Genomic DNA, 19,667 nt, shown 5'->3' with positions numbered 1-19,667 from the left:
TCGCTGCGCCGGCGTCACCGCGCCGGCTCGTCGCGCTCCTATCTAGCGCGTATCGACGCCACGCAAGGACAGGGCGCCGCTATTTCAGCGTCGCCGCGATCTCTTGCATTAGATTGTCAATGTCGGGATCCGAGAAGGCGTCGCCCGAGGGCTCGATCCGCAGAACCGGATCGCGCGTGCAGAGCCGCAGGCAATCGCGCGTCGAGACTTTGAGGCGGCCGTCCGCGAGTTGGTCGGGGAAAGTGGCGCGAACAGCCGCTTGCGCTTCGGCCAGCAAAGCGCGCCCGCGGCCGTTCGCGTCGCAATTTGGGCCGACGCAGACGAGGAGGCGGATGGGGTGGCTCGTGTTCTTCATTCTGTCGGAAAGAGGATTGGCTCGTAATCCCGTGCGCCATGCAAGATACGGAGTATGACGACTGCGTCGGAGACGCAGAAAAAGACAAGGAAATTGCCGTGAACCATACGGCGCACGCCTGAGGCTTCGTGTCGAGGCACGAGCGGGAAACGTTTCGGCATGTTCGCGAGCGTCTCGCAATGACGCCGCAATCCTTCGACGAATGCAAGCGCTTGCGGGAGACTCTCCTCAGCAATGTAATCGCCGACGCTCTCCAAGTCGGCGGCCGCCTCGTTCGTGAAGAGTGCCCTCACTTGGAAGACATCGCCTTGTATTTCTTCTCGAGGCGATCGAAGACGTCCCGCGCCGGCTTGACGCGACCCGCCTCCACGTCGGCGATGCCGTGCGCGAGAGCGGCATCTAACGCCTCAAGTTTGCGATCGCGTTCTTCCAGCAGACGGACGCCTTCGCGAATGACTTGATCTTTGGAGGCATAGCGGCCAGTGGCGACGAGCCGCTCCAAAGCCTCTTCCAGACTGCCTGTAGCCTGTGTCATCGACACCCTCCTGCCGCAGCAGATCATATACTATGTCGACACTGCAAAAGCCTTTAGTCACTTACCCCCGTTTCCTGCGCTTTTCGAACCGGAGGTCTCGGTTGGCGGGGAATCATGACTCACCGGGTTAACGGACGCAAGGAAGGTGGACTCAGTATGACAAGCGATCTCGACCAACGTGCGCAGCCCGAGTCGATCACGCATCGAAAAACGACAACCGATCATCGCTCCGCGCGTCTGTTACCAGACGCTCCGTATATATGCCGCCCGCCCTCGCGGCGGCGCGCCACGGCCGAGCCTTGTTGATCGCGATGTCAAAACGCGGATCATCCTTGTCGATCCCACCGCACACGAGGGAAGGCTTTCCACCCTCGGACGCCGTCGCCTGCAAGGCGCCATCGGGGCCGATCAGCCCAGCGGAGAGGCGACTGGTCGGTAATGCAGGAATCGACAAGCTGAGCCAAAAGTTGTTGGTGGCCGCGTGAGCGCGCGACAAAAGGCGGAACATTGGATCGTCCGAATAGGCGGAGAAGAGAACGCAATCCACTCCCATCCGACCGTATTCGAGAAAAAGCTCCGGAAACTGAACTTCGATGCAAAGCATCATGCCGAAACGCACGCCGTCGACATCGAAAGTGACGGCACTTCGGCCGGGCGTATACCAGTCAGCCAACTCGGTATTGGAACACAGCCGCTTGTCGTAACGTCCGACCAACCGCCCCTCATGCGAAATCACATAGAGACTGTTGTGCGGCGGGTGCGGCGGTGTGAGCCGGTGATTGCATCCTATTACCGTCCATAGACCGAGATGTGCGGCGTGCGCGGCAATGGCGACCAATTCTTCACGAAGGAGTTTCCAGTCGACGACGGCCCAGTTCTCGATCTGGGATTTGATGTATCCCGACAGGGCGCCCTCGGGAAAATGCGCCAAGCGGCAACCTGCCTCGCTGGCGGACGACATCAGGTCGCGGATGTGGCGCCCATTTTTGCGAACATCGGAAGTGACGATGCTCTGGGCCGTCGCAATTGGAAACACCGATTCCATGCATTTCCCCCGCGATCCATGCGCGAAATCGTCGCGAAAATAGGGATCGAGTCCATCTTCCTCGCAAACTGAGTCTGACTAATCCCTCAAAAGAGCCGGACTTCTGCATTGTCGGTCACGCGCTCGTCACACATCCAGATTCGCGACGTTCAGCGCGTTTTCGTGGATGAATTCGCGGCGCGGCTCCACCACGTCGCCCATCAGCTTCACGAAGATGTCGTCGGCCTCGGCGGCTTCCTTCACCTTCACTTGCAGCAGCGAGCGCGCCTCGCGGTCGAGCGTCGTCTCCCAAAGCTGCTCGGCGTTCATTTCGCCCAGGCCTTTGTAGCGCTGGATGGCAAGGCCTTTGCGACCGATCTGGCTCATCGCGTCATAGAGCGCGATCGGCCCCGAGAGCGGCGCCTCGTCGCCGCGGCGGATGAGCGCCGCCGGCGCGGAGAAGACATCGCGCAGGCTTTCCGCGCGCTCATAGAGCTTGCGCGCCTCCGATGAATTGAGCATCGCCTGATCGAGCGTCACCGCCTGCGTCACGCCGCGCAGCGTGCGTTTGAAGACATAGCCGCCGTCGCGAATCTCGCCCGCCCAGCCGCGCTCGGTCTCCTCGGCGATCGCGTCGAGACGCCGCGCGACATTGGCGGCGGCGCGCTCGGCCTCGCCATCCTCGCCATGCGGCTTCAACGCCCCGACCATCGCCGCCTGCTCCACGACGCTGCGATCGTAGCGCGAATGCAGGCTCGCCATCACCGTGCGGAAGGCGCGCGCATCCTCCAGCACCTTGCGCAGATCGGCGCCGGCGCGGTCCTCGGAGCCCGTGCGCAGCAGGGCGCCGTCGAGCAGCGAGTCGATGAGATAATCCTCGAGCGCGCGCTCGTCCTTGAGATATTGCGTCGACTTGCCCTTGGTCACCTTATAGAGCGGCGCCTGGGCGATGAAGACATGGCCGCGCTCGATCAGCTCCGGCATCTGCCGGTAGAAGAAGGTCAGGATCAGCGTGCGGATATGGGCGCCGTCGACGTCGGCGTCGGTCATGATGATGATCTTGTGATAGCGCAGCTTGTCGGCGTTGAATTCGTCGCGCCCGACGCCCGTGCCGAGCGCGGTGATCAGCGTGCCGATCTGCTCCGACGAGAGCATCTTGTCGAAGCGCGCGCGCTCGACGTTCAAAATCTTGCCGCGCAGCGGGAGCACCGCCTGAAAGGCGCGGTCGCGTCCCTGCTTGGCGGTGCCGCCGGCCGAGTCGCCCTCGACGATGAAGAGCTCCGCCTTGGCCGGATCGCGCTCCTGGCAGTCGGCGAGCTTGCCGGGGAGGTTCGCGACGTCGAGCGCGCCCTTGCGCCGCGTCAGTTCGCGCGCCTTGCGCGCCGCCTCGCGCGCGGCCGCCGCCTCGACGACCTTGGAGACGACATTCTTCGCCTCGGCCGGATGCTCCTCCAGCCACTGGCCGAGAAGGTCGTTCACCACATTCTCGACCGCCGGACGCACTTCGGACGAGACGAGCTTGTCCTTCGTCTGCGACGAGAATTTCGGGTCCGGCACTTTCACCGACAGCACGCAGGTCAGGCCCTCGCGGCAATCGTCGCCGGAGAGATCGACCTTCTCGCGCTTGGTGAGGCCGGAGGCGTCCGCGTAGCCTGTGATCTGGCGCGTCAGCGCGGCGCGGAAGCCGGCGAGATGCGTGCCGCCGTCGCGCTGCGGGATGTTGTTGGTGAAGGCTAGCACATTCTCGTGGTACGAGTCGTTCCACCACAAGGCGACTTCGACGGTGATGTGCTCGCGCTGGCCGCGAATGAGGATCGGCGCGGCGATGAGCGGCGTTTTGGCGCGGTCGAGCCAGCGCACGAAAGCCTCCAGCCCGCCCTCGTAATAAAGCTCCTCCTGCTTCACTTCGGCATGGCGCGCGTCGGTGAGGATGATGCGCACGCCGGAATTCAGGAAGGCGAGCTCGCGCAGGCGATGCTCGATCGTCGCATAGTCGAAATCGACCATGGTGAAGGTCGCCGGCGAAGGCAGGAAGGTGACTTCCGTGCCGCGTTTGGGCGCGCCGTCCTCGATCGGCGCGCCGCCGACGACCTTGAGGTCCTCGACCGCGTCGCCATGCGAGAACTCCATGAAATGCTCTTTGCCGCCGCGCCAGATGCGCAGCTTCAGCCACACGGAGAGCGCATTGACGACCGAGACGCCGACGCCGTGCAGGCCGCCCGAGACCTTGTAGGAGTTCTGGTCGAATTTGCCGCCGGCGTGGAGCTGGGTCATGATGACATTCGCCGCCGACACGCCCTCTTCCGGGTGGATGTCGGTCGGGATGCCGCGGCCATTATCCGTCACCGTGCAGGAGCCGTCGGCGTTGAGCGTGACCGTGACGCGCGTCGCATGGCCGGCGAGGGCCTCGTCGATGGCGTTGTCGACGACCTCATAGACCATGTGATGCAGGCCGGTGCCGTCGTCCGTGTCGCCGATATACATGCCCGGACGCTTGCGGACGGCGTCGAGGCCACGGAGCACCTTGATGGATTCGGCGCCATATTCGGCAGGGTCGTTCGGCTTCTCGTTCTCGCTCATTTCGCTCGCTTTTGCCGGCGATTCCGGGCGGTTGATTCGTAAATCCCATTCTACTCCGGAACAGTGAGCGAATGCACGCGTTTAGAGGGGTTTTCCCCTTGCATTAATAGCTTCCCCAAGCAAAATCATCCGGACGGCCAGAACGGCCAAGATGATCCCGAGAAGAAGGCTGAAGAAGCCCGCAATCGCGGAGGCGGTGAGCCGCCACAGCGAAAAAGTGACCTGGAGGCGATCATCCTGCACGGCGATCCTGTCCAGCGACGCCTTCATCGCCGCGCCCTTCACATCGTCCTTCAGCCGATAGACGGGGCGCTCCTCGAGATAGCGGCGCAGAACCGCGTCGACGATCCTGGCGGTCCAATCGTCGGCCTTGCGGGCTTTTTCCTCGATGAGCGCGCGCAGCTTTTCGTCGGCGACATGCCCGCGCGCGACGCGGGCGACGAGCTCGGCGGCGCTCTCGCCCCCATAGGCGAGGCGGCTGACGTCGATTTTCTCGGGCTCGAAATAAAGGGCGCCCTCCGCATATTTGGGGACGCCGAGCGCGGACGCTTCGATCTCGAAGATCTTGCCCGTGCGCAGCTTGCCTTCGACGCCGAAGGCGAGCGCGGCCTTGCCGTCGCGGAGGCTCACCGTCGCGCTTTTCACGCTCGCGGATTGGAGGAGGGCTTGCGCGGGGCCTTTGACGGCGATCTCCTTGGGGAGACGGTCGTCGATGCGGCTTTGCAGCTCGGTCGCGCTGAGAGAGATCTCATGCGTGGCGGCGAGGGTCCAAAGCCCGGCGGCGCCGAGCGCAATCAGGAGCGTGGCGGCGATCCAGCCATAGCGGCGTAGCTGTTTCATTGTTTCCTCCCGCCTCGAGAGCGTTTTAGAGACTGGAGAGTTCTATAGGCCAGTCGGAAACGCGGCTATGCGCGAACGCACGGGCTTAAGCGGGCTTTCGGGGCGGTTCCCGGCGGGAAATCCTGCTTATTCAAGAAAACGCTAAGGCGTGGTCCGGCAATAAGCGAGCCGGCAATCGCGGGAGGCTTTTTCCCTCTCCCCGTTTCACGGGGAGAGGGTAGGGTGAGGGGCAAAGCCGCCATGCGCATGCTCGCGGCTTGCATACTGCATACTGCAACAAATCGCCGATCTCCCCGTTGCGGCCTTGCCCCTCACCCCAGCCCTCTCCTCGTTTCACGGGGAGAGGGGGCGGTAAGCAGGCGTTCATTGGCGAAGCGACGAATGCCTGCTCAGCGATAGCCCTCTTCGGCCAGAACCTGCCGCACGGCGGGCCGCGCTCTCATGCGCTGATAATGCGCCGCGCAGTTCGGCGGCAGGGTCATGCCGATCTTGTCCGCCCAGAACTCGACATAGAACAGCGCCGCATCGGCGATGGAGAAGGCGCCGGCGGCGTATTCCCGGCCCGCGAGCTCGCTATTGACGGCGTCGAAGGCGGAAGCGGCGATGGCGCGGCCCTCGGCGATCGTCGCCTCGCGGTCTCCGCCATAGCGCTCCGGCGTGAAAACGCGGCGGAAGCCCTCGCCGTGGATATGGCGGTTGCAGAATTCCAGCATGGCGCGCGCCTCGTCCGCGCGCGCGGGATCGTCGGGCAGGAGCTTCCGGCGCGGGTGATTTCGCGCCAGCCATGTCGCAATGCCGACGAAGTCCGTGAGCGCCGTTCCGTCGTCGAGAACGAGAGTCGGGATCGCGCCTTGCGGGTTGATGGCGAGATAGTCGGGCTTGAGATGGTCGCCGCGCGGCAGATTGAGCACATAAGCCTCGAAGACGAGGCCGATTTCCTCGAGCAGGATGTGGATGCCGGTCGAGCAGGAGCCCGGAGTCATATAGAATTTCATCGGAAGGCGCCTTTCGGTTGCGGCCGATGTGCAACCGGGGCGCCAGACGCGTTACGGCTCGATCCTCGTCACATGCCCCATCTTGCGGCCCGGCCGGCTTTCCGTCTTGCCGTAGAGATGCAGGCAGGCGCCGTCCTCGGCCAGTATTTCCGCCCATTTGTCGGCCTCGGCGCCGATCAGGTTGCGCATCACGACCTTGCCGCCATGGCGCCGCGCGGCGCCGAGCGGCATGCCGGCGATGGCGCGCATATGCTGCTCGAATTGCGAGGTCACGGCGCCGTCGAGCGTCCAATGGCCGGAATTATGCACGCGCGGCGCGATTTCGTTGACGACGAGGCGCTCGCCATGCGCGTCGGAAACGACGAACATCTCCACCGCGATGACGCCGACATAGTCGGCGGCGTCCGCGATCGCGCGCGCCATGCCGGTCGCCGCCCGCGCGGTCGCGTCGCCGATCTCGGCCGGAGCCGTCGTCGTCGCGAGAATATGATGTTCATGCCGATTTTCGCAGACGTCATAGGCGCGGAACGCGCCGTCGAGCCCGCGCGCCGCGATGACGGAAATTTCCTTCGCGAAGGGCACGAATGCTTCGAGAATGCAGGGCGCGTGGCCGAGCGCCTTAAAGGCTCCGGCGAGATCGGCGCCTTCCGCGATCTTCGTCTGGCCCTTGCCGTCATAGCCGAAGCGCCGCGTCTTCAAGATCGACGGACGCCCGAGCTCGGCGACGGTCCGCGCGAGCGAGTCGACGTCGGAGACGTCCGCGAAAGGCGCCGTCGCAATGCCGAGGCTCCGGACAAACTGCTTCTCGACCAGCCGGTCCTGGGTCAGCGCGAGAATTTTGGGGTTCGGCCGCACGGGCCGATGCGCTTCCAGCACTTCGGCCGTGCGCGCGGGAACGTTCTCGAATTCATAGGTGACGACGTCGACCGACTCCGCGAAGGCCGCGAGCGCCGCCTCGTCGAGGAAGTCCGCCTTGGTGCGCGCCGCGCAGACGTCGAAGGCCGGATCGTCCGCGACCGGCGAATAGACATGCGACTTCAGCCCGATCCGCGCGCCGGCGAGCGCCAGCATGCGGGCGAGCTGGCCGCCGCCGAGAATGCCGATCGTCGCGCCGGGCTTCAGCATTCTCAAGCCTCGTCCTTGGGCGTCTCGGCGACGCTCGCCGTCTGCTCGGCGCGGAAAGCCGCGAGGCGCTCCGCGAGCGCCTTGTCCTTCAGCGCGAGGATCGAGGCCGCCAGGATCGCGGCGTTGATTGCGCCGGCCTTGCCGATGGCGAGCGTCCCGACCGGGACGCCGCCCGGCATCTGCACGATGGAGAGAAGCGAATCCATGCCCTTCATCGCCTGGGATTCGATCGGCACGCCGAGCACCGGCAGATTGGTCATGGCGGCGGTCATGCCGGGCAGATGCGCCGCGCCCCCGGCGCCCGCGATGATCACCTCGAAGCCTTCCGCCGCCGCGCCCTTGGCGAAGGCGACGAGCCGGCCGGGCGTGCGGTGGGCCGAGACGATCCGCGCCTCGCATCCGACGTCGAGGGCTTTCAGGGTCTCGACGGCGTGACGCATGGTCGTCCAGTCGGACTGCGACCCCATAATGACCGCGACAGGCGCACTCTGCTTCGCCACTTGAAAATCCATCGGCTCGAGCGTGGGAAGCCACGCCCCTTAGACGATGGGGAGCGCTAAAGCAAGGTCGGCAAGCGTGAGGCGGCGGCGAGCGGGGAATGCCGGGCATGAGCGAATCCCTCTCTTTTACGGGGAGGGCGGCCCTGCGGAGCAGGGCCGGGTGGGGCAAACCCCATCAACGTTATGGCGGCGCGAACCCCACCGGCGGTCTTCGACCGCCGACCTCCCCGTAAAGGGGAGGTATTGGGCGCCGCCAGCCATCCTTCCATTTTGTTTGTTCACCCGATCGCCGCCGCCTCAGGCCAGCGCGTCCCTCACCAGCAGCGCGATGTGCCGCGCCTGGCGCCCGCTGCCATGCGCGATCTGGTGGCGGCAGGAAAAGCCGTTGGCGATGACCGGCGTATCTTCCGGGGCGGCGCGCACCGTGGGCAGGAGCGTCAGTTCCGCCATTTGCATCGAGGCCTCATAATGCTCCGCCTCGAGCCCGAAGCTGCCGGCCATGCCGCAGCAGCTCGATTCGACCACGTCATAGGAGAAATCCGGGATCCAGCTCAAGACCTTGCGCGTCGCCTTCATCACGCCGAAGGCCTTCTGGTGGCAGTGGCCGTGCAGCAGCGCCCTGGGCAGGTTCAGCGGCTTGAGATCGAGGCGCAGCCCGTTGTTCTGATGCTCGCGGGCGAGAAACTCCTCGAAGAGATAGAGCTGCTTGCCGAGATCGCCGACCTCGGGGCCGAGGCCGAGACTGTAGAGCTCGTCGCGCAGCGAAAGCAGGCAGGACGGCTCGAGGCCGATAATCGGCGTCCTGGCGGCGACGGCGTCCTTGAAGGCGGCGAGAACGCGCCTCGCTTCGCCGCGCGCCTTCTCGACCATACCGGTCGTCAGATAAGTGCGCCCGCAGCAGAGCGGCCGGTCCGGCTCGGCGTCGGTCGGCGCGGGCTTCGCGATTTTCACCGCATAGCCGGCGCGTGAGAGCGTCTCGGCCGCCGCTTCTGCGATCTGCGGATCGAAGTGATGGCAGAAAGTGTCGACGAACAGGATGACCTCGCCGCGCGCGCCCGTCATCGCCGATGGCGGCGGCGCGAAGGCTTTCGGCGCCAGCTCCGGCAGGGGGCGGCGCGACGTGACGCCAAGCCATTTCTCGGCGAGCTTCGCGGCCGGGGCGAAGGCGTTGCGCAGCAAAATGGCGAAGCGCAGCAGATTGCGATGGCGGCCCGTCCATTCCGGCACGCCGCCGAAGAGGCGCGTGCGCAGCGGCGCGCCTTTGACCTCGTGACGCTGCGCGAGATACTCGGTCTTGATCAGCGTCATGTCGACGGCGCTGGGGCATTCCTTCTTGCAGGCCTTGCAGGAGACGCAGAGATCCATCGCCTCGTCGAGGCGCGGATCCGCGAAGGCCTGGGCGTTCCCGCCTTCGTTCAGGGCGGCCTTGAAGGCGGCGACGCGCGCCTCGGTCGAATGCGCGCGGTCGCCCGTGATGCGGTAGCTCGGGCACATGACGCCCTTGCCGGTTTTGTGACAGTCGCGGCTGTGCATGCACACCGCCACGGCCTTGGCGTAATTGCCGCCCGTCGCGGGGATGCCGGAATAGGCGTCGCCAATGCCGTATGTGTCGTAGGCCGACCAGTCCAGGAACGTCTTCATGGCCGGCCTGCTAGCAACATTTGCGCCGTCAGAGCGGCGGCAGCGGCCCGCCCAGCGTCACCCGCACGGCCGGCGGCTCCACCGGCTTGAAATGCCGGTCCATGACGCCGACGCCGCAGACCGACCCGGGCGCGGCGCCCGCGAGGCATTGCGCGTAGAGCGGATCGCTCGGCAGGAGCGAGCCATAGCCATAGGTGATCTGGTCCGAGCGCGAATTGAAGACGTTGAAGGCGTCGACTTGCAGCTTCCAGCCGTCGGCCCAGCGATAGCCCAGGCGGGCGTTGACGACGCCCGTGGCCGGGCCGGTGAGCCAGCCGTCCTCGGTCAGCGGCCGGCGGCCGAAATAGCGGTATTTGAGCCCGCCGAACCAGCCCGTGGCCTCGCCCAGCTCCAGCCCCGCCATCGCGACGAGGGCCGGGGCATTGACGAGATAATTGCCGGGCGCGTTGCCGAGATAGGTCCCGTAGGGGAACGCCTCCGGCGAGAGCAGATCGATCCAGGCGAGCGCCTGCTGTTGATCGACGCCGCGAAAACGGGCCTGCACGAGCGACACGTCGCCGTCGAAGCTGATCCAGCTCGCCGGCTTGTAGTGATTGGCGATCTCGACGCCATAGCGCCGGCTCGGTCGGCCGAAGGTCGTGGTGCCTTCGTCGCCGACGAACTGGTTCTCCGAATCGAGATCGAGCCAAAAAAGCGCGACGCTGGCGTCGAGCCCTTCGATGGATTTCGTGCGCAGGCCGATCTCGGCGCCGCGCGACTTCACGAGCAGCGGAATGCGCGCCACGGGGACGAAGCCGTCGGCCTCCGAAAGCTCCGACGTCGAGAAGCGCTGCACGGTTCCCCGAGCGTCCGTCGAATGCATGCCCTCGCCATAATTCGCGAAGAGCTCCGTCTTCGCCCACGGACCGACGACGATCGACGCCTTGGGGCTGAAGATGGCGGCGTCGCGGGTTGCGCTATTGAAGGGGCCGGTCCAGAGGAAGGCGGGCAGTCCTGTGCTCGCCGTGAATTTCGGCGCGTCCCACAGCGTCTGGATGGAATTGACGCTCGCCGCGTAATAATCGAAGCGCCCGCCCGAGACCGTCTTCAGCCAGGGGGTCCAGCGCACGGTCGTGTCGGTCCAAAGGCCAATGCTGCCTTCTCCGACCGCATCGTTGCGGATCGCGTCATAGGGCTGGCGACGCACGCTGTCCTGCAATCCGAGACGAATATCGTCATAGCGCGTCTGCAGGCCGATGCGCGTCTCGATGGGCAGGCCGAGGCTCTCCCATTTGAACGCATGCTGCGCGTTCGCGCCGATCATCGTGCGATAATCGAATTGCCGGAACTGGTCGCCGAGATCGGGATGCGCAAGAAAATAAGTGAAATTGTTGAGAAGCTCCAGGGTCGAGCGCATCGCATAGGCTTCGATGCGGGTCGAATGATCGCCGCTCGTCTCGCTCCACCGCGCGGAAAGCGAGAAGCGCGAGGTCGCGCCGCCATCGGTCGGATCGAGCGTGCCCCACAGCGATTTCAGACCGGAATAGACGGCGCGCTCGGCGATCTGGTCCGTCGAACGCCATTTGTTCGCATAGGCCATGAAGGCGACCGACGCGCCGTCCGCCTCCGTCCCTCGCGACCAGCGCAGCACGCTGTTGATGCGGCGCAGATTGTCGCCGCGCTCCCACGGCCCGTTGTAATATTGCGCCTCGACCGCGCCATAGGCCGCGCCGCCGGCAAAATCCTTGTAAGGCGCGACGGCCAGCGCGCGCCCATAGCCGAAACTTCCGCCCGTGAGCTGGAAGAAGCCTTTGTCGATCTTGTCCTTGTATTGGAGATAGATCGAACCGGCGGAGGAGAAGTCGCCGTCTTCGGCGTCATAGGGTCCCTTGCGCGCGAGCACGTAAGCGAGCAGTTCCGGGATGAGGAAATTGGAGTCCGCATAGCCCTGCGCATGGCCGTGCGTGCGCATGTTGAGCGGCACGCCGTCGAGATAGAGCGCCATGTCGGTGCCGTGATCGAGATTGAAACCGCGCAGGAAATACTGGTTCGCCTTGCCGTCCCCGGAGTGCTGGCTGACGATCAGGCCGGGCACGATTTCGAGCGCCTCCGCCGATCTGGCGAAGGGCAGGGCGTTGACCTCCTTGCCGGTGAAGAAGCTTTCGCTGGCCGCCGTGAGTGGCGGCGGCTTGGGACCGTCGGCGACGGGCGCCGGCGCCGCGACAGGGCGCGAGACGGCCGCGACGATGGGAGACGCGGCGCGCGGCAGTTGCGGCTTCGCGGGCGCGGCGACATGCGGCGCCGGGCGGGCCGGATAGCGCCCGCCGATATTGATGGTGGGCAGGGCCTGCTGGGCCTGCGCCGCCGTGGCGATGGACAGAGCGATGATGGAAGGGGGAAGCGAAAGACGTAGCATGGCTGACTCGCAGCGGACGTGGACCGTCACTGCGAATGGCCGCCGCCTTCGCCGCTCACGCGACAAAGATTGACGCCGCCCCGGTGCACCCCGCCCGACGCTTTCGCGCGTGACCACGAATAACGGCAGGTCTCCTGGCTCGCGGGTCTTCGCGCCAAACCGCCTTCCCGGGTGGTCCCAGTGGCTTTCTCGGTCTCGCGCTCGCCGCTTACAGTTGCGGGGGCAGCTACGGCATTGGGCCGAAGCCCGCACCGCATTCCCTTTTGATCCCCGAAGGGAACCGTTGGCTTTAATAAACGGGGTTGACGTAGATTGTGTCAAGGGGGCGGAAGACGCCCGGCGATAGGATGACCGCCGGCATGGCGCCTTTGCAACATGCGCCCAAAGAGGGGAGCCGGCGTTCGGATATTCATCGTGCCCGATTTTGGCGTGCGATAAGAATGGATTTCCGCTTAGCCATATTTCTCGAGCTCCCATGGACGAACACCTCACCAAAGCCGTCGCGTCTCTCGCCGTTGCGATGATCGTCGCGATCGTCGCGCGGCGCCTGAAGCTGCCTTACACGGTCGGCCTTGTCATTGTCGGGGCCGTCATCACCTTGACCAGGCCCGATTTCGGCCCGCATCTGACGCATGAGTTCATCTTCGATCTCATCCTGCCGCCGCTTCTGTTCGAAGCGGCTTTGGCGCTCTCCTGGAAAGAATTGCTGCGCGACTCCGTTCCGCTGCTGACGCTCGCGGGCGTCGGCACGGTCGTCTCCGCCGCGGTCGTCGCTTACGCCTGCGTCGCGCTGCTCGGCTGGCCCTTGCCTTCGGCGCTCGTCTTCGGCTCGCTCATCGCCGCGACCGATCCTGTCGCGATCATCGCCATGTTCAAGGACAACGGGGTCAAAGGCCGCCTGCGCCTCCTCGTCGAGAGCGAAAGCCTGCTCAATGACGGCGCGGCGGCGGTGCTGTTCGTGATGGCGCTGGCCTGGGCCGAAAGCCATGGCGCGGGGCAGGGCGCAGGCGAGATCATGCTCACCCTCGCGCGCATCGTGCTGGGCGGCGTGGCGATCGGCGCGCTTGTGGGCGGCGCGGCGATCATCATCGCCATGGGCACGGCCGAGCATCTCGTCGAAGTGGCGCTCACCACCATCGCCGCCTTCGGCTCGTTTCTATTCGCCGAGCATTTTCACTTCTCCGGCGTGCTCGCCTGCGTGACGGCCGGGCTGATGATGGGCAATCTCGGCCTGCTGCGCGAGGACGACCGCAGCTATCTGAGCGAACGCGGCCGCGAATTCGTGCATGGCTTCTGGGAATATGCTGCTTTTCTGGCGAACTCCATGGTGTTTCTGATGATCGGCGTCGACGTGGCCTCGACGCCCTTCGCGGAATATGGATTCGCGCTCGTTTTCGCCGTCATCGCGATCACGCTCGCCGCGCGCGCCGCCGCCGTCTATCCGCTGAGCGCGCTGTTTCTTCCGACGCGCTGGCGGATCAGCTTCGGCGAGCAACATGTGCTGTGGTGGGGCGGCCTGCGCGGGGCGCTCGGCCTCGCGCTCGCTCTGTCGTTGCCCGAAAGCCTGCCGATGCGCGACGTCGTGGTCGTCGCGACCTTCGGCGTCGTGGCCTTTTCCATCGTGGCCCAGGGGCTGACCATGCCCCTGCTGATGCGCGCCCTCGGCTTTACGCCAAGGAGCTGAGCGGCGGAAAGCGCCATGCCGCCATCGGGCGGAGCCGCCCAATCGCGGAGCGCGCTATCGGTGGAAGGCGTAGATCCGGACGATGGCGAGCGCCACGGAGAGCATGGCGAGCACGGCCAGCGTCGCCGTCACCTTTAGGAAAAGAAAAGAGAAAATCGGCGCCCTGTCGCGCTCGCCGACGATCTGGACCCCGGCGACCTGCCGCGGGCGGCGGCCATAAGCGTCGGCCTTGGAGGCCCTGGGGTAGCTTTCAAAGGAATCTTTGATTGAAAGACCGAGACGAGGCATGGCTTGGCTTTCCCGAATATTGACCGATGACGGATCGCATCCGTCCCGAATGGGGACAGTGGACCGGCCGACGGTCACGGGCTTCAAGCCGCGTGCCCTTTTAAGAGATTGTCAGGCGATGATGTCGGGCGTGAGCTGGTCTTCGAGGAAGACGATGCGGTCGCGCAGGACGAGCTTGCGCTTCTTGAGGCGCTGGATCTGAAGCTGATCCGGCGCGCCGACCGCGATCAGCGCGTCGATTGCGGCCTCGAGATCGTGATGCTCCAGCCGCAGCCGCTCCAATTCGGCCCTGATCGCGTCTTGCTCGGCGTCGTCGGGATTGTCGTTCATTGCCGTCAAAACTCGCCCCGCCGCAGGCTCGCAGAATCGTATGAGGCATTATCGCGCCGCACATAAGAGCCGTTCAAGGGGAAAACGCCTCACAAGGGGGCGAAACCATAAGCCTCGCGCATCTCCTTGATCTGCGCGATTTTCGCCTGCAGCGCGGACCAGTCGTCCTTCTCGGCGATCGGCGCCCAGATGGCCTCGACCTCGTCGATGAGCATGGCGCAGGGCGCGGGGCGCCGGAAATAGGGATGGTCGAGCCGCGCCGCCTCCGTCGTCTCGTGCTCGGCGAGCGCCGCGCGGACGGGCGCGAATTCCGGCGTCTCGTAAAAGGGCGCCGAGGGACTCGCCTTGGCGCGCGCTTCGCTCGCCAGCCCGCCGCGCCAGTCGAAGAAAGTCTGCTCGAAGGGCGCGCGCGTCGCCATCAGAAAATCGGTGAAGGCCTTGGAGAGGCGCGCGTCGGCCTCGTCGCCGGCCGAGGCGAGGGCCAGGCGGCGGAGCAGGGCGGCGCGGAATTCCCGCTGGATCAGCGCCGCGAAGTCGTCGAGCGTCTTCTGAGCCGCCTCGAGCCCGGTGAGATGCAGCAGGCATTCGGCGAGCCGCGCGAGATTCCAGGCGAGCGCCGGCGGTTGGCGCCCGAAGGAATAGAGCCCGCCTTCGTCGAAATAGGCGGCGGTGAATTTCGGGTCATAAGACGGCGCGAAGCGCCAGGGACCGTAGTCGAAGCTCTCGCCGGTGACGTTGATATTGTCGGAATTCAGCACGCCATGGACGAAACCCGCCGACATATAGCCGGCGCCGAGCCTTGCGACGCGGGCGCAGACCTCCGCGAGGAAGGCGCGCGCCTTGGCCTGGCCGGAGAGACCGTCGAGCGCCGGGAAATAGTGGCTGCAGACATAGTCCAGGAGCCGCGCGATGGCCGGCTTGTCGTCGTGAAAGGCGAGGCGCTGGAAGGTGCCGATGCGGATATGCGAATGCGAGAGCCGGACCAGCACGCCGGAGCGGGTGGGCGAGGGCTCGTCGCCGCGCGTCAGCGCCTCGCCCGTCTCGATGAGGCTGAACGTCTTGGAGGTGTCGACGCCGAGCGCCTCCAGCATCTCGGTCGCGAGAATTTCGCGCACGCCGCCCTTGAGCGTGAGGCGCCCGTCGCCGCGCCGCGACCAGGGCGTCTGCCCGCTGCCCTTGGTCCCGAGGTCGAGCAGGCGCCCGTCGGCGGCGTCGCGCAACTGCGCGAAGAGAAAGCCGCGTCCGTCGCCGAGTTCGGCGTTGTAAACGCGGAACTGATGACCGTGATAGCGCAAGGCGAGCGGATGCGGCAGGCCGCCGGGCAGGGGCTCGAACCGACCGAAATGCCCGACCCACTCCTCATCGGTGAGCCCATCGAGCCCGACCCGCGCCGCCCAGCGCTGGTTGCGGAAGCGCAGGATCGTCTCGGGGAATTTCGCGGCGTCGACGCGGTCGAAAAAGGGTTCGCCCAGCGTCTCGTGCAGGGTCTCGGGACGGTAGACGGCGGTCACGGGCATGGGCTGGTCTCGTCGGGGCGGGCGCCGTGGGGGAGCAAGGCCCGCGCCAGAACATATGGCGGTCTTTGGCGTCCGCCTATGACGGGCGCCGCGGATTCGCGCGGCGGCGTCCCCGCGCGCTCAATCCCCCTGCCCCTCAAAGGGCGGCGGGCGGCGGCTTTACGATCGAAGCGGCCGGCAGGGGCAGGATGGCGAGCGGGGAGCCCGGAGCCACTGCGGCGATCATGCGCTCTGAAGATAAAGCTTCCACGCTTCTTTGCGTTGGAAAGAATCGCCTGAAAAAGAAAGGGGCGGAAAGTGCTTCCGCCCAACATCTCGACGGGTTCCGTCTAATCGTCCGGCCGCGTCAATGTCGCGTTTCGCTGATCGCCAATTTGGCGAGCTCGTCCTTGATCTGCAGCTTCTTGCGCTTCAGCTCGATGATTTTCGCCTCGTCGGCGTTGGGGTGGAGCTGTTCTTTCTCGATTTCCTTCTTGAGCGCCTCGTGGCGGCGTTGGAGTTCGACGATATGGCCCTGTAAGGACATGCGAAACCTCCTTTTTCGTCTCTCCTCCAGAAGAGGAGCGCACGGTGAAGCATGCCACAACAAATGGCGGCCGCAAGGCGTGAAATGACGCGGGCGTCACAAATCTTTCGTCCGGCGGAAGGAAAATATTTACGTTTTGTCAATCTGTGCGGGACTTAGGCGCGCGCCCGCGCGGATTGCCGCAGGCGAAAAAATTTCGCGACAAAGCCGCTTGCGCGCTGCCGCGTCCGACACTATACACACGCCACCCGAGCCGCCGCCACGGCGGAACCCCGGAAGGGGGCGCGTAGCTCAGCGGGAGAGCACTACGTTGACATCGTAGGGGTCACAGGTTCAATCCCTGTCGCGCCCACCATCTAAATCAAGCACTCCCGGAACAGAATGCTCGTCGCGGCCCGTCCTTCTGCTGCGTCGCCTCGCCAAACGCCTGTCGAGCGGGACGGCGGCGCGGCCGTCCGGAGGCTCCGCGAACAAGCAGGCGGCTTGACTTCCGCGGCAAAAAGCCATCTTCTCGCCCTCATGGGGAAGCGATCTCCCCACGAGGCGACATGCCCAAGAATCGCGTCCGGTTTTCCACCAAGGGCGCATCATGTCGTCATACAGCTCGATCTCTCCCGACAAAGCCGCCGCCCGCGATCACGGCGTGTCGCTGGCGCAAGCTGCCCGTGTTTGGGCGCGCGTCGCCTTGCTGAGCTTCGGCGGGCCGGCGGGACAGATCGCGGCGATGCACCGGATCATCGTCGATGAAATGAAATGGCTGTCGGAAAGCCGCTTCCTGCACGCCCTCAACTACTGCATGCTGCTGCCAGGCCCTGAAGCGCAGCAGCTCGCCGCCTATATCGGCTGGCTGATGCACCGCACTGTCGGCGGCCTCATCGCGGGCGGGCTATTTATTCTCCCCGGCGCCGTCTCGATCATGGCGCTCAGCGTCATCTATGCGCTCTGGGGAAATGCGGGAATCGTCTCCGGCCTGTTCTTCGGGCTGAAGGCGGCGGTTCTCGCCATTGTCGTCGAGGCGGTCGTCCGGATCGGCAAGCGCGGCCTCAAGACGCCGCGGATGCGCCTTCTGGCCGCCGCGTCCTTTGTCGGCATTTTCTTTTTCGCCGCGCCGTTCCCCGTCATCATACTGGCGGCGGCGCTGATAGGATATGTCGGCGCGGCGAGAGGGAGTCCCGCCTTCGCGACGGCCGGACAGGGGCCGGCGCATGAGGACGGCGAGAGCCTGCTCGGCCACGACACGCCCGCTCATGCGAGGCCCTCAGCAAAAGGGGCGCTGCGCGTCGGTCTGATCTGGCTCGCGGTCTGGCTGACTCCCGTCGGCGCGATTCTCATTATCGCCGGACCCGGCGACGTCTTCTCGCAGATCGCCGTGTTCTTCAGCAAAATGGCGGTCGTGACCTTCGGCGGAGCCTATGCGGCTCTCGCCTATGTCGCGCAGCGGGCGGTCGACAGCTATCACTGGCTCTCGCCTGCGGAAATGCTCGACGGCCTCGGCATGGCTGAAACGACGCCGGGCCCCCTCATCATGGTCTTGCAGTTCGTGGGTTTCATGGCGGCGTTCCGCTCGCCGGGCGGCCTGCCGCCGCTCCTTGCCGGCGCGCTTGGCGGCCTTCTCGCGATCTGGGTCACCTTCGCGCCGTGCTTTCTCTGGATATTCGTCGGCGCGCCCTACATCGAAAAAGTCCGCGCCAATAAGGCTCTGTCCGGCGCGCTGGCCGCCATCGCCGCCGCTGTGGTCGGCGTTATCCTGAATCTCGCCGTCTGGTTTGGCGTCCACGCCATCTTTCGTGAGACCGTCGCCGTCGACGCCTATGGGCTCTCCCTCGACGCGCCGGTTCTCGCAAGCGTGGACTTCCGAAGCTTGGCTCTCTCGGTCGCCGCCGCGATTGCGATCTTCAGGTTTCGGGTCGGGATTCTCCAGACCCTGGCGGGCTCTTGCGTGGCGGGGATAAGCCTGTTCCTCGCCGGGGCGCTCTAACATGCAGCAGAAAGGACAATTCATGAAAACGGCGTTCGGCACTTTTGCCGCAGCTGCGCTGCTTTTTTCCGCTCCGGCCGCTGTCGCGGAAACGGATTGGCCGCTAGTCGACGCCGCGATCGGCAAAAAGCCCGTAATATCGGGAGCCGTGCACAGATACGGCCTGCCGCGCGGCGATCTTCGCGTGACGGTCGACGGGGTCGGCGTCCGGCCGGGTCTCGCCCTCGGCGGCTGGATCGCCTTCGAGCCGAGCGGGCGCGAGGCGGCGATGATGATGGGCGACTTGGTCCTGACCGAGAACGAGGTCAACCCGGTCATGCGGTCGCTGCTCGCCAACGGGATCGAGGTGACGGCCGTCCACAACCACCTTCTGCGCGCAAGCCCCGCGACCTTCTACATGCATGTCGGCGGGCATGGCGATCCGGTGAGACTGGCCAAAGCCGTCCGGGAAGCCCTGGCTGAAACGAAAACGCCTTTCGAGGCTTCCGTCGCCGAAACGCCGAAGCTCGGCTTCGACGCCGCGCAAGTCGAGGAAGTCCTCGGATTCCAGGGCAAGAACAATGGCGGCGTCTATCAGTTCAGCATTCCGAGGGCCAACCAGTTGAAGGCCGGCGGCGCTGTGGTGGCCCCGGCGATGGGCGTCGCGAACGCCGTCAACTTCCAGTCCACGGGCGACGGCAAGGCGGCGATCGCCGGGGACTTCGTCGCCGAGGCGAGAGAAGTCGGGCCCTTGCTGAAGGCGCTTCAATCGAACGGCGTCGAGGTGACGGCGTTGCACAACCACATGCTCGATGACGAGCCGAGACTGTTCTTCGTGCATTTCTGGGCGAACGACGACGCCGTGAAGCTGGCGCGCGCGCTGCGGGCGGGCCTCGACGCCGTGCATGTCGCGGCTAGAAGCTGACGCGCCCGATCATGTCTCCTGTAGCTCCCCGAGCATGTCGAGCACAGGACATGACGGAGCCGCCTCGTCGGCGCATCGGGCGACGGTCTCGGCCAAGAGACGCTCCAATCTGGCGAGATCGGCGAGCTTCGCCCGCACCTCGTCGAGATGCGTCCGCGCAATCCCGTTCGCCTCCGCGCAGGAGGCGCGGGACGGTTCGGCGAGCGCAAGCAGGGCGCGGATGTCCCCGATGCTGAATCCGAGCTCTCGCGCCCGGCGGATAAAGGCCAGCCGCCGCACGTGTCCCGCCTCATAGGCGCGATGGCCGCTCGTTGTTCGCGCGGGCGGCGGCATGAGCTTGATGCGCTCGTAATAGCGCACCGTTTCGAGATTGACGCCCGCCGCCGCCGCCAATTTTCCGATGGTCAAAACGCCGCGCATGATGGCGCCCGATTTTCCGCTTGAACCCGT

At 65.5% G+C, this 19,667-nt stretch carries 19 protein-coding genes, 1 tRNA gene and 1 riboswitch; of the genes, 4 read left to right on the top strand and 16 right to left on the bottom strand.

The features are described from left to right. Positions 1-79 precede the first annotated feature (79 nt). The 11 genes from ACV7JP_RS19005 to ACV7JP_RS18955 form a co-directional block, all read right to left on the bottom strand. Positions 80-355: a (2Fe-2S) ferredoxin domain-containing protein gene (locus ACV7JP_RS19005; protein ID WP_457797206.1), complete on the bottom strand. Its 276-nt coding sequence runs from the start codon at positions 353-355 to the stop codon at positions 80-82. Then, positions 352-648: a type II toxin-antitoxin system RelE/ParE family toxin gene (locus ACV7JP_RS19000; protein ID WP_457797205.1), complete on the bottom strand. Its 297-nt coding sequence runs from the start codon at positions 646-648 to the stop codon at positions 352-354. Before ACV7JP_RS19000 ends, ACV7JP_RS19005 begins: the two co-directional genes overlap by 4 nt. After that, on the bottom strand, positions 645-857 hold the full coding sequence (locus ACV7JP_RS18995) for a type II toxin-antitoxin system ParD family antitoxin (protein WP_457797204.1): 213 nt from the start codon (positions 855-857) through the stop codon (positions 645-647). The genes ACV7JP_RS19000 and ACV7JP_RS18995 overlap by 4 nt, the downstream gene beginning before the upstream one ends. Before the next feature lie 229 nt (positions 858-1,086). Continuing rightward, positions 1,087-1,935: a carbon-nitrogen hydrolase family protein gene (locus ACV7JP_RS18990; RefSeq protein ID WP_457797203.1), complete on the bottom strand. Its 849-nt coding sequence runs from the start codon at positions 1,933-1,935 to the stop codon at positions 1,087-1,089. 126 nt (positions 1,936-2,061) lie between these two features. Next, positions 2,062-4,494, bottom strand: a complete 2,433-nt coding sequence (gene gyrB, locus ACV7JP_RS18985) for a DNA topoisomerase (ATP-hydrolyzing) subunit B (RefSeq protein WP_457797202.1) — start codon at positions 4,492-4,494, stop codon at positions 2,062-2,064. Between the two features lie 81 nt (positions 4,495-4,575). Beyond that, complete coding sequence (locus tag ACV7JP_RS18980) at positions 4,576-5,334, bottom strand: hypothetical protein (RefSeq protein ID WP_457797201.1); 759 nt, start codon at positions 5,332-5,334, stop codon at positions 4,576-4,578. A gap of 389 nt (positions 5,335-5,723) precedes the next feature. Next, positions 5,724-6,329 carry a glutathione S-transferase family protein gene (locus tag ACV7JP_RS18975; protein WP_457797200.1) on the bottom strand — a complete coding sequence of 202 codons (606 nt, stop codon included), beginning with the start codon at positions 6,327-6,329 and terminating at the stop codon, positions 5,724-5,726. A 51-nt stretch (positions 6,330-6,380) separates the two neighbouring features. Next, a complete protein-coding gene (locus tag ACV7JP_RS18970) occupies positions 6,381-7,454 on the bottom strand; it encodes a 5-(carboxyamino)imidazole ribonucleotide synthase (protein WP_457797199.1) in 1,074 nt (357 codons plus the stop codon). A 2-nt stretch (positions 7,455-7,456) separates the two neighbouring features. Further along, positions 7,457-7,921, bottom strand: coding sequence for a 5-(carboxyamino)imidazole ribonucleotide mutase (purE, locus tag ACV7JP_RS18965; protein WP_457799121.1), 465 nt, complete (start codon positions 7,919-7,921; stop codon positions 7,457-7,459). A 330-nt stretch (positions 7,922-8,251) separates the two neighbouring features. Continuing rightward, positions 8,252-9,595: a (Fe-S)-binding protein gene (locus ACV7JP_RS18960; protein ID WP_457797198.1), complete on the bottom strand. Its 1,344-nt coding sequence runs from the start codon at positions 9,593-9,595 to the stop codon at positions 8,252-8,254. Between the two features lie 28 nt (positions 9,596-9,623). After that, positions 9,624-11,990, bottom strand: a complete 2,367-nt coding sequence (locus tag ACV7JP_RS18955) for a TonB-dependent receptor domain-containing protein (protein ID WP_457797197.1) — start codon at positions 11,988-11,990, stop codon at positions 9,624-9,626. 107 nt (positions 11,991-12,097) lie between these two features. Continuing rightward, a riboswitch (cobalamin riboswitch) is annotated at positions 12,098-12,290 on the bottom strand. 175 nt (positions 12,291-12,465) lie between these two features. Between ACV7JP_RS18955 and ACV7JP_RS18950 the strand changes: the two genes are divergently transcribed. Then, positions 12,466-13,674 (top strand): cation:proton antiporter, encoded by a 1,209-nt coding sequence (locus ACV7JP_RS18950; RefSeq protein ID WP_457797196.1) that lies wholly within the window; start codon positions 12,466-12,468, stop codon positions 13,672-13,674. A gap of 54 nt (positions 13,675-13,728) precedes the next feature. Here the strand turns inward: ACV7JP_RS18950 and ACV7JP_RS18945 are convergent, their stop codons facing one another. From ACV7JP_RS18945 to ACV7JP_RS18930, 4 genes are all read right to left on the bottom strand, one after another. Next, on the bottom strand, positions 13,729-13,962 hold the full coding sequence (locus tag ACV7JP_RS18945; RefSeq protein WP_457797195.1) for a hypothetical protein: 234 nt from the start codon (positions 13,960-13,962) through the stop codon (positions 13,729-13,731). A gap of 111 nt (positions 13,963-14,073) precedes the next feature. Beyond that, the gene (locus tag ACV7JP_RS18940; RefSeq protein WP_457797194.1) at positions 14,074-14,292 is read right to left on the bottom strand and encodes a YdcH family protein; all 219 of its coding nucleotides are present in this window, start codon (positions 14,290-14,292) and stop codon (positions 14,074-14,076) included. 89 nt (positions 14,293-14,381) lie between these two features. Further along, positions 14,382-15,809 carry a protein adenylyltransferase SelO family protein gene (locus ACV7JP_RS18935; protein WP_457797193.1) on the bottom strand — a complete coding sequence of 476 codons (1,428 nt, stop codon included), beginning with the start codon at positions 15,807-15,809 and terminating at the stop codon, positions 14,382-14,384. Between the two features lie 346 nt (positions 15,810-16,155). Continuing rightward, the gene (locus ACV7JP_RS18930) at positions 16,156-16,335 is read right to left on the bottom strand and encodes a YdcH family protein (protein WP_457797192.1); all 180 of its coding nucleotides are present in this window, start codon (positions 16,333-16,335) and stop codon (positions 16,156-16,158) included. Positions 16,336-16,615: 280 nt separating this feature from the next. On the opposite strand from ACV7JP_RS18930, the gene ACV7JP_RS18925 reads away from it, so the two are divergent. From ACV7JP_RS18925 to ACV7JP_RS18915, 3 genes are all read left to right on the top strand, one after another. Further along, positions 16,616-16,690: transfer RNA gene (locus ACV7JP_RS18925), tRNA-Val, on the top strand. 234 nt (positions 16,691-16,924) lie between these two features. Continuing rightward, positions 16,925-18,313: a chromate efflux transporter gene (gene chrA, locus ACV7JP_RS18920; RefSeq protein WP_457797191.1), complete on the top strand. Its 1,389-nt coding sequence runs from the start codon at positions 16,925-16,927 to the stop codon at positions 18,311-18,313. A 22-nt stretch (positions 18,314-18,335) separates the two neighbouring features. Next, positions 18,336-19,217 carry a DUF1259 domain-containing protein gene (locus ACV7JP_RS18915; protein WP_457797190.1) on the top strand — a complete coding sequence of 294 codons (882 nt, stop codon included), beginning with the start codon at positions 18,336-18,338 and terminating at the stop codon, positions 19,215-19,217. Between the two features lie 9 nt (positions 19,218-19,226). Here the strand turns inward: ACV7JP_RS18915 and ACV7JP_RS18910 are convergent, their stop codons facing one another. After that, positions 19,227-19,637 carry a MerR family transcriptional regulator gene (locus ACV7JP_RS18910; protein ID WP_457797189.1) on the bottom strand — a complete coding sequence of 137 codons (411 nt, stop codon included), beginning with the start codon at positions 19,635-19,637 and terminating at the stop codon, positions 19,227-19,229. Between the last annotated feature and the right edge of the window lie 30 nt (positions 19,638-19,667).

This window comes from Methylocystis sp. S23 (assembly GCF_054106005.1).
This window is presented reverse-complemented; position numbering and strand designations above follow the sequence as displayed.

Bases quoted from the DNA above. Each gene is read 5' to 3' on its own strand.
- ACV7JP_RS19005 (WP_457797206.1), bottom strand. From the start codon at position 355: ATGAAGAACACGAGCCACCCCATCCGCCTCCTCGTCTGCGTCGGCCCA.
- ACV7JP_RS18990 (WP_457797203.1), bottom strand. From the start codon at position 1,935: ATGGAATCGGTGTTTCCAATTGCGACGGCCCAGAGCATCGTCACTTCC.
- gyrB (WP_457797202.1), bottom strand. From the start codon at position 4,494: ATGAGCGAGAACGAGAAGCCGAACGACCCTGCCGAATATGGCGCCGAA.
- ACV7JP_RS18980 (WP_457797201.1), bottom strand. From the start codon at position 5,334: ATGAAACAGCTACGCCGCTATGGCTGGATCGCCGCCACGCTCCTGATT.
- ACV7JP_RS18975 (WP_457797200.1), bottom strand. From the start codon at position 6,329: ATGAAATTCTATATGACTCCGGGCTCCTGCTCGACCGGCATCCACATC.
- ACV7JP_RS18970 (WP_457797199.1), bottom strand. From the start codon at position 7,454: ATGCTGAAGCCCGGCGCGACGATCGGCATTCTCGGCGGCGGCCAGCTC.
- purE (WP_457799121.1), bottom strand. From the start codon at position 7,921: ATGGGGTCGCAGTCCGACTGGACGACCATGCGTCACGCCGTCGAGACC.
- ACV7JP_RS18960 (WP_457797198.1), bottom strand. From the start codon at position 9,595: ATGAAGACGTTCCTGGACTGGTCGGCCTACGACACATACGGCATTGGC.
- ACV7JP_RS18955 (WP_457797197.1), bottom strand. From the start codon at position 11,990: ATGCTACGTCTTTCGCTTCCCCCTTCCATCATCGCTCTGTCCATCGCC.
- ACV7JP_RS18950 (WP_457797196.1), top strand. From the start codon at position 12,466: ATGGACGAACACCTCACCAAAGCCGTCGCGTCTCTCGCCGTTGCGATG.
- ACV7JP_RS18945 (WP_457797195.1), bottom strand. From the start codon at position 13,962: ATGCCTCGTCTCGGTCTTTCAATCAAAGATTCCTTTGAAAGCTACCCC.
- ACV7JP_RS18940 (WP_457797194.1), bottom strand. From the start codon at position 14,292: ATGAACGACAATCCCGACGACGCCGAGCAAGACGCGATCAGGGCCGAA.
- ACV7JP_RS18935 (WP_457797193.1), bottom strand. From the start codon at position 15,809: ATGCCCGTGACCGCCGTCTACCGTCCCGAGACCCTGCACGAGACGCTG.
- ACV7JP_RS18930 (WP_457797192.1), bottom strand. From the start codon at position 16,335: ATGTCCTTACAGGGCCATATCGTCGAACTCCAACGCCGCCACGAGGCG.
- chrA (WP_457797191.1), top strand. From the start codon at position 16,925: ATGTCGTCATACAGCTCGATCTCTCCCGACAAAGCCGCCGCCCGCGAT.
- ACV7JP_RS18915 (WP_457797190.1), top strand. From the start codon at position 18,336: ATGAAAACGGCGTTCGGCACTTTTGCCGCAGCTGCGCTGCTTTTTTCC.
- ACV7JP_RS18910 (WP_457797189.1), bottom strand. From the start codon at position 19,637: ATGCGCGGCGTTTTGACCATCGGAAAATTGGCGGCGGCGGCGGGCGTC.